Raw genomic sequence first — 12,746 nt, forward strand, 5'->3', positions numbered from 1 at the left:
CTGCGTTTGTTGGCGAAGATCAACTGAACTGCGGGAACCGCAGGGATCGCTTGCTCAAGAAGAGAAGGATGCTTCTCTGTTCGCAAGAATCCCCCACCTCAGCGCCATTAGCGCAGGTGGTGGGAGTGTTCAAAAAGCCAGTAGAGGATAAAAAGTTTACAGGAGTAGTAGTTAGAAGTACTAAGGATTTAATCGGCTGTGGTACATTTGGTGAAGATCCAGAGATATTATGTTCGGAGGTTGTGAATTTTGTAGCAGAATGGAGATGTTTTGTTAGATATGGAAGGATTTTAGACATTCGAAGATATAGAGGCGACTGGAGAGTACAATACGATCATAAAGTTGTTGAAGATGTTGTCGCAGAATACAAAACTGCCCCTAAAGGATATGCAGTAGATTTTGGATTAACAGATCAAGGGCAAACCCTATTAATAGAAGTTAATGACGGATATTCATTAGGATACTATGGATTATTTTCTCTGGATTATGCAAAGTTATTATCGGCCAGATGGGCTGAGTTGACCAATACAATAGATGAGTGTGATTTTTAATGAAACACGGAGTTCATGGGATTGCTGTATTTGGAAGGCTCGTATATGGAAATTTAACCCGGGAGATAAAGTAAAGTTGAACTATTCCATTATTGATCATGACAGTGACTTAACAATCGGATATTGCAGTGAAATCGTAGGTCTGAGCGGAAAGATCTATGAAGACGAGGATCATTTGTATCATAACATCCAATGTAAACAGTTTGTTTTTTGTAACGAGTTTAAGGAATATATTATAAGAAAAAAACAATCGATGAATAGATGGGTGTATATCTGTATTCTCGATAATGACAAGAATTCCATATGGAGTTCTTCATTCCTCATATATGATGAAATTTATTATCATATAATCGGATTTCCAGAGGATTTCCTGGATATTCAATTCAAAGGCTCTTTAGAAGCGTTTGCAAATCGTACGGAAATAGAAATTTGGAACAAGTGGAGAATATCTCCTCCCGTACATATCAATGAATGGGCCGTTCTAGATGTACCAGGGAGAAGAGCATGGCTCAAAGCTGTCAAAAACTATAATCTGACTACACGAGAATGGAATAGATCTAATGAAAAAGAGAACTTCTTTTTAGATGGAACATACGTGACGGATTATCCCTCCTTCTTTTGTGCAATGGGAGAAGCGATCAATGGCCCAGGAGGTTATTTTGGTTTTGATCTCCCCTCGCTGGATGATTGCTTATGTGGGGGATTTGGTACTACCGGACCGTTCACTCTTACATGGAAGAATTACGGTGTCGCTCAAAAGTACTTAGATAAACATTCATGGAGGAAGCAAGTTAATTATAGACGACGTTTTATAAATAAACTTGTATACGAACCAGAGTTTTATTTTGAAGAACGGGCTAATAGGCCACTTATAGAGGCTCTTGTTGAAACACTAGAATACGTAGGTGTAAAAATAGTATTTGATTAATAGATTTTATGGCCAGCGCCTTTATTCAGATAAAAGAAAGGAATGCGGACCATTTTACTGGAGCCGCGATAAGGGAGTATTTTAAGTTGGACATAACAGATAAATTTATTCGCGCTTTATTAATTGTAATAACCATGTTCGTATTACGCTCTATTAATGAGTATCTCTTGTCCAATAATATAATTACTCCGAAACAATCTAAATTTCTACAATTTGTTTTACTTATATTGCTCATTATTCTAGTAGCAATCTCGATTTTGGACGGTGATCATTCCAATGCAAAAAATTAGTAGACAAAGAACAATAGAGGGGACTTGTATCCCGGGTATTATTAAAAATATGCATATTATTACATAAATCTTGATGTATACGAAGATGGAATGATTAATTGTTGGGAGTTAGTTGATTTAAACGGGCTCAAAGAAAAATAGAAATCAATTGGCTTGTTCCAAATGTCCCGAATGGAAAGTTACATACTCACCCGAAGCAAAAGATTTTTATGTGAAAAGTGAATTGTTTTATCATCAAACAGTTGATGGTAAAGGGTTCACAATCTTTATGAAGCACAAGGACATCAGTTATTTGGTAAATTTAGTGGTTTATAAAGATGGGCGAGTGACTTGTTATAATTGGAGTTTTGAATTTAAGAAAAATGTAGAGAAGCCTATTATAGATATCTTGAATATCCTTCCGACTATTCTAGGGAGAAACTTAAGGAACTGTACGAGCTTATTCCGGAGCATGAAAGAAGATTCTTAGGTGATATGGATAATAAAGATTCAGATTATGTAAGAATCATTTATCGCCCTAAAGATAAGAGAGAGGTTTAGACTGAATGAACTTCCTTGTGCGGGGACTTTTTACTATTTTCAAACCTGAAACTTATGCGAAGTACGTATTGGGTAACGTTTTTAAAAATATAAAGCCTACTGCATTTTTGTTTTTGAACAGCAGATTATCAGGAGCAGGTACATTGTTGCTAAGCGTATATTTACTTTATCGGATTTGGTTGGGATCATGAACTATGGAGATGAAGCGATGGGTCCAAATTCTGAAGATATAAAAAATGGAAATATCAATCGAATCGTAGAATTACTTGAGAATGGTATGGATGTTAACGAAGAAATTGTTGTTGGCAACTCTAAAGAATTACCAATAAACTATGCGCTTGAAAATAGACAGTGTGATATTGTTCGGCTACTGGCTGACAATGGAGCTATTTTAAATGATGAAAGCAACCCCGTAATTGTGACTGCGGCTAGATATGGTAATGAAGAGATTATTCGTTATCTCTTATCAAAAGGTGCAGATATCAATGCAACGAATCGTTTTGAGATTTCCGCATTGGAGGAAGCTATATCGTGGAATAACGATATTGATCTCAAAATCTTTGTAGATTCTGGTATTGATATGAATGAGCACGGTGGCAATGCTTTGCGAAGCGCGGCGCTTGATGGAAATTTGCAAGTTGTTCAATTTTTGGTTCGGGAAGGGGCAAATATAAATTATTGTGGACCAGGTCTCCATTCCAACCCTACGCCGCTTCATGTAGCTGTGTCAAAAGGACATACAGATATCGTGGATTTCTTATTGGAGAATGGTGCAGATCTAAGTATCCAAAATCGATACGGCGCAAGACCTTATGTTTGTGCGAAGGAAGCTAAGAATGATCTGTTTGCGTCGAAAATAAAACTTCTTGAACCAATAGAATGGCATGATGCACACAAACGAAACGAAGAATTATTATCAATGGGCCTACGGAAAGAGATTGTAGCTTTTTTAGGAACAGACAATAAAACGATACAACTAAAAGAATCTACGTGTGCTGAATATATAGAGTTTAGAACCATTTTTGAAGTGACGGCTTTTCGATGGAAAGATTATGTTGTTTTGGATTTACTAAGGGAAGTTGAGGGATATGACGCTTTAGGCGTACTATTATGGGTTCCCGAGGAAGAGAAATTTGCATTTTTAGATGTGGATCATGAGCAGTTTGGGTTAATACCAGACTTAACGTGGGATGAGTTTATAAACAATTCCACCGTCTACATAGACGGAATATTAACCGGAGAATACGAAGACGACTCTGAAGATGAGTGGTATTGACAGGGTTTGAATGCAAGTGAATCGAAAAGCGGGCTAAAATGGACGAGAGTTTTGCCCCTTGATTGACAAACTCCATTCGAACTATAATTGAATGAATCTTTCAAATGAGGTGAAATGGATGTCTTTCCGTATCGTTCGAGGTATGTAGTTTTCGGGCTGGAAAAAAACGCGTACCAGCCATCAAGGGGGAGGTCTGCCCTTTTGATCCAGAAACTATACATTGAATGATGCCGGTCATCTGTTCTGTGATTTTAACCTCATTGGAAGGTGGAAAACAATGAATTCAATAGACTATAAACAATTTTATGATAAAGTTGGAAAAACCAACGGATGGAATTTCAGCAATGTGAAATGTATCTCGGAAGGAATCAAATGGGACTTTTACAGCGAAGTAACAAAGGCATGCAAGAAGTCGGATTTGTTACTGGATATCGGCACAGGCGGTGGTGAAGCGATTTTATCGATAGCCGAAGCCGCATTGCTGTTAGTGGGGATTGATCAATCAACTGGAATGATCGAAACCGCAACTAACAATTTGGCCAATTCAGGCAGAGCGAATGTTCGTTTTCTACAGATGGACGCAGAAAAACTAAATTTTCCTGAGAATTTCTTTAATATCGTCTCTTGTAGACATTCGGTTTTTTATGCTAAAGAAATAGCAAACGTGTTGGTTAAGGAAGGTATATTCCTGACTCAGCAAGTAAGCGAAAATGACAAGTTAAATATTAAAGAAGCGTTCGGAAGAGGGCAGTCGTTAGGGATAACTGGAGGCACATTAAAACATCAATACATTGCCGAATTAAGCAAAGCGGGCTTTACAGATATTCAGTCATTTGATTTTAACGTCATTGAATTTTACCAGACGGCCGAGGACCTGATTTTTCTTTTGAAACACACTCCAATTATTCCTAACTTTGGACAAACCGAATTTGATTTTCAAATACTTCAACAATTTATTTCTGAAAATCAAACTGAAAAAGGAATTAAAACCAACTCTGAACGTTTTATAATCATTGCCAGGTTATAGGGGAAATAGGAAGAGCGTCTTTCAGTTAACCTTAGTTCGGCAGTATTCCGGGCTAAGGTTTTTTAGTTTTCTACAATAATCATTTATTTCCTTCCGCTAACGGCTATATGTACGTTGAAGGCGCAAATCCGATGGACGAGCTAAGCGAGTTTCTAACTATTTACGATGCCCAATGAAAATTTGGTTCTTCTTTCCAAGGGGGGGAGATTCTTTATCCGCGTGGCAGGGATTTTTTTAGACCTTTTGCTTCCGCATCCTATCTGTCGAAATGGGATTATAGAGACTCAAACTTGAAGCGAAATCCGAATTAAATTGTTGCGATAGAACAACTTATCAGGAGATGCGGGATACGATTGAGGTGATCTTTTGAAGAGAATTTGGAAAGGGAGAATTATCCACGTCATGTTTAGATCAAAACGGCAAGTTTGTTGAAATTATTCCAGACGGAAGCACAGTAAGTATAATAGCTGAGGAGGATGGGGACTATTCCTTCGTCATAAAGGAAATAAGATGGAACATGGATGTATAAAAGTGAACTGGAAGATTCAAAATAGACCATGACTTAATGTAGCCAATTAGTAAAAAAATAGGACATTATTATAATTTTTCACACGTACACACAACGGACAATTTTCGTGTTAAACTAACGTTAAATATACTTGCCTGATGACAACTGATGACTGGGCTTAGTTATATTTCTATATTGAAACTGGAGGGAATTCATGTCGAAATTAGTACAAAAGTGGAATCGAATGAGCCTGGTTAAACGAATACTAATTGGAATTATCTTTGGTATTATCTTGGCTTTAACGGTTCCTAATGCAAAGGGGATCGCCATTTTCGGTTCTTTGTTCGTTTCCGCTTTGAAAGCGGTTGCGCCCGTATTAGTCTTCCTCCTGGTGATGTCCGCCATCTCCAAACATAGAAAAGGCCATCAAACGAATATGAAAACGGTTATTGTCCTCTATGGGATAAGTACTTTTCTGGCTGGGCTGACAGCAGTTATTGCAAGTTTCATATTTCCGGTCAGCTTGTCCCTTGTAAAAGGCGCCAAAGATTTAACTCCACCTGAGGGGATTGTACAAGTATTAAAGACATTGCTTTTTCAGGTGATTGACAACCCGGTAAACGCCCTGATGAATGCCAACTATATTGGGATCCTGGCTTGGGCCATCCTTCTTGGCATTGCTTTAAGAAGTGCTCATGATCATACCAAAAACATGCTTGCTAATTTTTCAGATGCGGTATCCCATATCGTCAAATGGGTAATCAATTTGGCACCGATAGGCATCATGGGACTTGTTTTTGATTCCATTACAACAAACGGGCTTGCTTCCTTGCTCGATTACGGGAAATTACTTCTTGTTCTTATTGGATGTATGCTATTAATAGCGCTGGTTGTGAATCCGTTAATCGTATTCCTGAATACTCGCAGAAATCCATATCGACTTGTGTTTACTTGCTTGAGAGAAAGTGGGATCACCGCATTTTTTACTCGAAGTTCAGCTGCAAACATTCCAATCAACATGAGATTATGTGAAAAACTGGGGCTCGATAAGGATACGTATTCGGTATCCATTCCTTTAGGTGCTACGATTAACATGGCGGGCGCGGCGGTTACGATTTCTGTCCTGACTCTCGCAGCTGTTCATACGCTTGGCATTAAAGTGGATTTTGGTACGGCGCTTATTCTCAGCGTTTTATCCGCAGTAGCTGCTGCAGGCGCCTCAGGGGTTGCCGGCGGCTCGCTCTTGCTCATTCCCATGGCGTGCAGCTTATTCGGCATTCCGAACGATATTGCCATTCAAGTCGTTGGTGTAGGTTTCATCATAGGTGTTTTACAGGACTCTTTTGAAACCGCACTCAATTCTTCCTCCGACGTACTTTTTACAGCAACGGCTGAATATGCCAAAAAACGTAAAGAAGGCAAGGAATCTATGGTTCATGTTTAGATAAAAATGTAAAAAATGCAGGAGCTCTTGGAGGCCTGCTTTTTTGTTTCCCGTAGCTGACGGTGACGCCTCCAAGCTGTATCCCGCTCTATTTCTCCTCAAACATGTCCGTAACTCTTCCTGTGGTTCGGTCTACGTTAATCCAGTTTCCGGTTGCTGTATGTTCGTCGTCGTCTCCATTGCGCACCGCTTCGTACGCATGGATCGTCACCTTCTCATCGTCGGATGAGGAAACTTCTTGAATGAAAATCGAGCCGATGTTGTCTTCATTGCGGCGGTTGTCTGGTTGGCTTGTTACTCCTCCTATTCCGGTCGCAATAAAGAACGCTTCCTGTTCGGAAAGGAGGGCTTCCAACCCGGGGTGTCCTTCGTTATCGAATCTCTGCATCATCGTCTCCTGGTATCGATCGAACTCCGCTTTTCGTGTGGCCAGGTATACAAGGTCTTCCGGATAACCCAAGCTTTTTAAACGATCGGCTGCCTTCTTTCGGCTTACCGTATCAATCTCGCCAATAACGTTGAATGCTTTGCTGGATTCGTTATAAATGACAACTTGCTCCGAAACGAGGTTTGACCGATTGATTGCACTGCACGATTGAAGCAGCAACAGCTGTTTTCCTTGATCCGCGTTAACTGTCCAGATATGAGTGAACCCTTCCCGGTACGATGGTTCTATCTTGGCCGCATCGTAGAGCTTGGCAAGAAACGGGGGATCGATCGGCGATTTGAATAAATAATAAGTGCCTCGCGGTTCTGCATTATGACCGCCGAATGCTTTGGTTTCGGGGTAGTCGATCACGAGTCGGTTTTCGGCGAAGGTTACGGATACATCATCGTACTCTTCATTCAGCAATTTCACTTTCCCGGAGGTGATGGTAAAGTCCGATTCCATGGACCCGATATTATGGGCGAAACTGCTCGTTACGTTCACTTCCAAATGATAAGTGCCATTGTCCCGCTTGCTAATCTCGGCTCTCCCCTGCCAAAGCTGATTTTCCCCGGCTCTTGCATAAGTTCCCTCGATCGGCTGCTCCTGCGCGGCAACCGGTTTCGGCGGTAGAACTTCCGTTAGCGATGCCGCCGTCGGCTTCGATTTTTCCGATGCTGCAGGGGGGTGAGCTGGCGCTTGAGGAGCCGTCGGCGTCGCCATCTGGGTCGTTGTTCCTGATTCTGCAGGAGCAGACGGAGTGCCAGTCGTCGTTAATTTACACCCCGAGCATAAAGCCAGTAACGATACGATCATAGTTAATTTGCGTAAAAATAGGTTTTTCATGCTTCACTCCGCCGTTTTTTTCTAAAATCTGTAACCAATATGCACAATAGTACCAGTATATAGCAAAATGCTGTGCGGAAATAGCTTTTTAGAAAAATGCATTCCCCGGCAGACGGCGTTGAAGAGCGATTTTCTCTGGAAGGAAAAAAGGTTGAGTTTGGTAATTTTGCAGGATTCCCATAAAATGCAATCCAAGGTAAGCTGGTAACTACAGAAGCTTAACTTCGTATGAGTATGGGGAGAATGATGACGAAAAAGATCGAAACGGTATTAACCAAGCAGAGAAAGACCTTTAAAGATTATGTGCATTTGACCATTACGGAAGGACCGCAGGTCTATATCCTGAATGTCATTAAAGGCCGGCTGTATCCCGATAAAAAGACGATGAATCCGACCGGTTGAATGAACGGGCTCATGAACTGAGAGCTAAAGACTTCGTCGAAGAACCGACGGATGTTTTGTTTCAGATCAAGGAAAAAGACCTGTACGTGTTCGATAAAGCGAAGTGGCATTACGAAGGGGACTTTCCGCAAGAACTGGACGTATTTCACGCTTATGTCCCGACCGGCATGTTCGTCGCGTGGGTGATCAAAAACGATTTGTCCAGCAAGCGAAGCCGGAAAGAAGATGCGCTAGATATTGAGCTTGAAACGGGATGAAATGACAGGTGCGCAATTTTTTCGAAAAAACTGGGATGGCGTGCTGACCTCGAATGAACTGTCGGACGAAGCTGATGATTTTGCGCGCGAATACCTGAATATCCATAACGATATTTACACGGCTACAGATTTCGCGGAAATATTGGCAGCCGGCTTGCCGACAGTCTACCACGTGGAGGATACGATCGAGAATTACCGGATCATTGAGCCGGTCATTTCGGAACGCTACCGCGACTGGAAGCGCCAAAAAACGGATATAACAAAGGCTGTCGCTGCGGCAGCCTACTAAGGAGATAACAGCGATGTCGCACAGAGTCTATTTGTATAATGTCAGCGTCCCTTCCGAAGCGCAGGATGACGATAAGATGATGATGGAATGGGGCTATGAAATGCCCGTCGTATTACAGCCTCTCTTGGTCGACGGAGGGTTTATCGACGGCAATAATTATAACAACCATACGGAGCCGGACAATGCGGGACTGTATTACAATGCCCGGACGGGAATCGAAAACCTGAAACGGTTTTACGATTTCCTGGAGAAGCAGGAAGGGCTGATTGCAGACAAAGCAGCCTTTGCGGAAGCCAAAACGAAGCTTTTGAGCTATCTTGAAAAATTAGACCTCCCGTATTTCCATCTGGATGCTTGGGACGTATTCAATATGGACGACATCCCCCATGCCGAGCAGGCGGAAACATGGCAGGCGAATATTGCCCATAACAACGAGATCATCACTAAGGCGATGGACAACGACGACATCTCGCTGCTGCGCTATTCCGAATTGATGGACGTGAACCCTGGCTTTAAGTCGTTTGCCGAACTGCTCAATTACCCGAATTATGAATACGGCTGGGCGTCGATTTGGGAGCCTTATGAAGATGAGACGGATGTGGAGACTTTTGAGGAAAACGGCTTATGGGGCCTGAAAGACAAGACTGGAAACGTATTGCTCAGCCCGCAGTTTGACGAATTTTACGATTTCAGCTGCGAAGATCTTGCCGTGGTCACCCGGACGGGAAAATACGGCTATGTACATAAATCCGGAAAAATCGTCATCCCGCTCGTATGGGACGATGCTTTCGATTTTGAATACGGCACGACTTCCGCCATTGTCAAGCGGGATGATAAATTCGGTCTCATCAATCTCGAAGGCCGGATGGTGACGCCGACCGAATACGAGAGCTTGGAAGCGCTGGACGGTCCATATTTTACAGCGCAGAAAGACGGCGCATGGGGCGTGCTGGATCAATCAGGCTCCGTCATCGTACCGTTCGAGCATGAAGAACCGTTCAAGTTCGGCGGGGAGTATTACCATACGGCAGTGATAGGGAGAAAAAACCGCAAAATCTTCAACGAATCTTGGAACTATATCGGAGACTTTCCGTTAACCGCGGTGGAGCCGATCGGCGAGGGGCTTATTCTGATTAAGCCGCACAAGGATGCCAATCACCACACCTTGTACAAAAAAGACGGCACGGTCTGCGTGTCGGGCTTCGATAAGCTGAACCGGCAAACCCATTTCCCGAATCTGCTTATTCTGCGCAAAGGTAAAAAGCACGGCGCTTTCGGCAAGCAGCAGGAAAGTCTTCTGCTGCCTTATGAATACGATGCGCTGATCGATCTGCAAGCCGTCGTCGATTCCATGTCCAGCAACCTGGTACTGGCGCAAAAGGACGGGCAAAAAGGCGTATTTGACGGGGACCCGGACGAGCCTTCGTGGTTATTTCCTTTGGACGATTACGAGAAAATCGTTTGGCTGTACGAGCGTGCCTTCGCTTTGAAGCGTAATGGGCTATGGAGCATCGCCTATTCGCCCGAAAAACGGCTGAGCGACTACGAATTCGATCTTGTGGCGCGGAAAGCGCCGATTAACGGTTTTGCTTATGCCTTTAAAGGCTCTGAAGTTTACACGGTAGGAGAGTATGGACTGTCGAGAGCTGATAAAGCCGAAGTGCTGGAGGATGCCGAGGATACATATTACGATTATTATTTTGGCGCCGACGTACGCAAGCGTCTGCTGACTTATGCCAAATGGGCCGGCAACGATGATGGTGGCGTAGACGAATACACACCGGTCGAGACGTTGTACAACTTGAGCTTGGAGGCTTACGAAGCGGGCGATTATGACAAAGCGTTCCACTACGATACCCTTGCGGCCGAGAAAGGCTATGCCCCATCGATGAGTAACCTGGCGCAAATGTATTACAGCCAGGAGGGCTACCTTGATGATGATAAGGCTTTCTACTGGTACGAAAAGGGCGCAGCCGCAGGCAACCCTTATGCCATGAACGGTCTGGGCGCCTGCTACCGGCACGGCGTAGGGACGGAGCCGGATGCGGATAAGGCGCTGTACTGGACCGGCCAAGCCGCAGAACGTGGCCTTGATTTTGCCCACAACAATCTGGGAGCCATCTATTACGAGGGACAGCTGGTGCCGCAGGATTTGGATAAGGCGCTCTGGCATTATGAGCAGGGCGAAGTATTGGGCTCGCCGGACTTTGGTTGGCTCGGTTATATTCATGATTTGAAAGGGAATCACGAAAAGGCGCTGCATTATTACCGTCAGGATTACGAAGCCGGCAGTAATGTGGGGGCCTATAACCTGGGAATCGTGTACAGCCAAGATTTGGGCATAGCCAAAAATATTTCGGCGGCCATTACTTATTTTAACGTGGCTTTGGAAAGAGACTATCCGCATGCCCATATTGAGCTGGCTCGAATTTACCGGAACGAAAAGGAATTCGCGGATGAGAGCTTGGCGAAATATCATCTTGAACAGGCGGAGAAGGCCGGACTGGATATCCCGGACGATCTCTGACGTTCCCTACATCTGCGTCCCCGACCGCCGGTACTCGCTCGGCGTAACGCCGGTAATTTTCTTGAACATCCGGTTGAACGAGTTCATGTTCTGATAGCCGACCTGCCCGGCGATATCCTGAATGCGCAGATCGGTTTGCCGCAGCAGTTCCTTCGCTTTGCCGATGCGCACGTCGTTCACGAAATCGAGGAAGTTGATTCCCGTTTTATCTTTAAAATAAGTGGACAAGTAGCCTCCCGTAATGTTGAGCCAAGAGGCGACAAGATCCAGCGTAATATCTTCCGTATATCGCTCCGTCACATAAGCGGTCGCTCCGGTAATAATCGGGTCGGCGGCTTCTTTTTTATTGTTGATGCGCCGGCACGCTTCGCCGATCATCGCTTCGAAATAACGGTCCAGCTTGGAGACGGTGTGGAGCTGCTCCGGCTCAAGGTCCGTTAATTTTCCGCATTCCAGCCCCATGCCATGCAGCAGCCGGGTCGTTTTATGCGTAATTTCACGGGCAAACTCGCGGTAGGCGAGCGCGTCGGCCTTTCTTTTCTCCATCTGCCCCATGAGGCGCCGCAATACTTGCAGCACGTTCGCGGCGTTCCCCGCCTGCACATTCGCTTTAATCTCCTGCATCAGCGCATCGGGCACGACGAACGGCTCTTGCGGGACGTGCTGCGCTTCGAGCACGACCGTCTCGTCGTCGAACGGCCGGTGACGGATCATCCCCAGCGCCTCTTCGTAGGCGTCGGTCAGGTCAGCGGTGTGTGCATGCAGCGGGCTGACGGCAATCGTGAGGAAACAGTAGGCTTTGTCCGTGCTCAGCACGCCGACGATGCCGTCCAGCGTCGTGCGCAGGCGGTCTTCCTCTCCCGGCTCCGGATGCACGATCGATAAAATCTGATTTCGCTCGATTTGGAACGTGAGCGATCCTTCCAGCTCCTTCGTGACGACATGGTTAATGTACTCGCGAATGTATGACGCGGCGCGTTCCTCTTCCGCTTGAATTTCCGTGTGAAACGGGTGATTGAACGAGAGATGAAACAGAACGACCTGGAACGGCTTTTGCTCGCCTAGCTGATCCGCGCCGGTGACAGGCAGCCCGCGGATTTTTTTCAGCTTGTTCATATAGCTGTGATAGCGCAGCAGCGCATGCTTCTCCTCCAGATCCTGATGCCGCAAATGCCGCTGTTGGAGCAAAAAACCGATATTGCCGCGGATGAGCTCGAATTCGTTGTCGTGCCGGGGCACGGTGTCCTGCTCGTTCAAGCTTTTGATCGACTCGACGATGCGCTGGACCGGGTTGTTGAACCGGACGGTGAACAAGACGGATATCGTGACGCTGGCCGCGATCGCGACGAGCAGGACGGCGACGAAGGTCAGATTCAGCTTGATCAATTGGGACGAAATATGGCCGTCCGGCACGAGATTCACATAGGTGAATCC

At 44.7% G+C, this 12,746-nt stretch carries 11 protein-coding genes; 9 read left to right on the forward strand and 2 right to left on the reverse strand.

Annotation, left to right across the window (positions count from 1 at the left end; translation table 11 throughout):
* The 5 genes from QJ48_RS18400 to sstT all read left to right on the forward strand — a co-directional run.
* On the forward strand, positions 1 to 551 hold a 551-nt coding region (locus QJ48_RS18400; RefSeq protein ID WP_157261681.1), incomplete at its 5' end, for an ATP-grasp domain-containing protein.
* 76 nt (positions 552 to 627) lie between these two features.
* A complete protein-coding gene (locus QJ48_RS18405; RefSeq protein ID WP_237762967.1) occupies positions 628 to 1,479 on the forward strand; it encodes a barstar family protein in 852 nt (283 codons plus the stop codon).
* 1,017 nt (positions 1,480 to 2,496) lie between these two features.
* Positions 2,497 to 3,585, forward strand: coding sequence for an ankyrin repeat domain-containing protein (locus tag QJ48_RS18415; RefSeq protein ID WP_082420573.1), 1,089 nt, complete (start codon positions 2,497 to 2,499; stop codon positions 3,583 to 3,585).
* Between the two features lie 277 nt (positions 3,586 to 3,862).
* The gene (locus tag QJ48_RS18420; protein ID WP_054975003.1) at positions 3,863 to 4,612 is read left to right on the forward strand and encodes a class I SAM-dependent methyltransferase; all 750 of its coding nucleotides are present in this window, start codon (positions 3,863 to 3,865) and stop codon (positions 4,610 to 4,612) included.
* Between the two features lie 722 nt (positions 4,613 to 5,334).
* Positions 5,335 to 6,564, forward strand: a complete 1,230-nt coding sequence (sstT, locus tag QJ48_RS18425; RefSeq protein WP_054975004.1) for a serine/threonine transporter SstT — start codon at positions 5,335 to 5,337, stop codon at positions 6,562 to 6,564.
* An 88-nt stretch (positions 6,565 to 6,652) separates the two neighbouring features.
* Here the strand turns inward: sstT and QJ48_RS18430 are convergent, their stop codons facing one another.
* Positions 6,653 to 7,837, reverse strand: coding sequence for a hypothetical protein (locus tag QJ48_RS18430; protein WP_157261682.1), 1,185 nt, complete (start codon positions 7,835 to 7,837; stop codon positions 6,653 to 6,655).
* Positions 7,838 to 8,080: 243 nt separating this feature from the next.
* On the opposite strand from QJ48_RS18430, the gene QJ48_RS38805 reads away from it, so the two are divergent.
* From QJ48_RS38805 to QJ48_RS18440, 4 genes are read left to right on the forward strand one after another with little or no spacing between them, the layout of a single operon-like run.
* Positions 8,081 to 8,239, forward strand: a complete 159-nt coding sequence (locus QJ48_RS38805) for a hypothetical protein (protein ID WP_237762968.1) — start codon at positions 8,081 to 8,083, stop codon at positions 8,237 to 8,239.
* Positions 8,236 to 8,496 (forward strand): hypothetical protein, encoded by a 261-nt coding sequence (locus QJ48_RS38810; protein ID WP_237762969.1) that lies wholly within the window; start codon positions 8,236 to 8,238, stop codon positions 8,494 to 8,496. Before QJ48_RS38805 ends, QJ48_RS38810 begins: the two co-directional genes overlap by 4 nt.
* On the forward strand, positions 8,477 to 8,785 hold the full coding sequence (locus tag QJ48_RS38815; RefSeq protein ID WP_237762970.1) for a hypothetical protein: 309 nt from the start codon (positions 8,477 to 8,479) through the stop codon (positions 8,783 to 8,785). The genes QJ48_RS38810 and QJ48_RS38815 overlap by 20 nt, the downstream gene beginning before the upstream one ends.
* A 13-nt stretch (positions 8,786 to 8,798) precedes the next feature.
* Positions 8,799 to 11,312, forward strand: a complete 2,514-nt coding sequence (locus tag QJ48_RS18440; protein ID WP_054975006.1) for an SEL1-like repeat protein — start codon at positions 8,799 to 8,801, stop codon at positions 11,310 to 11,312.
* A 6-nt stretch (positions 11,313 to 11,318) separates the two neighbouring features.
* Here the strand turns inward: QJ48_RS18440 and QJ48_RS18445 are convergent.
* The coding region (locus QJ48_RS18445) for an AraC family transcriptional regulator (RefSeq protein WP_157261683.1) at positions 11,319 to 12,746 on the reverse strand (1,428 nt) is incomplete at its 5' end.

The organism is Paenibacillus sp. A3 (assembly GCF_001399685.1).
Lineage (GTDB): Bacteria > Bacillota > Bacilli > Paenibacillales > NBRC-103111 > Paenibacillus_G.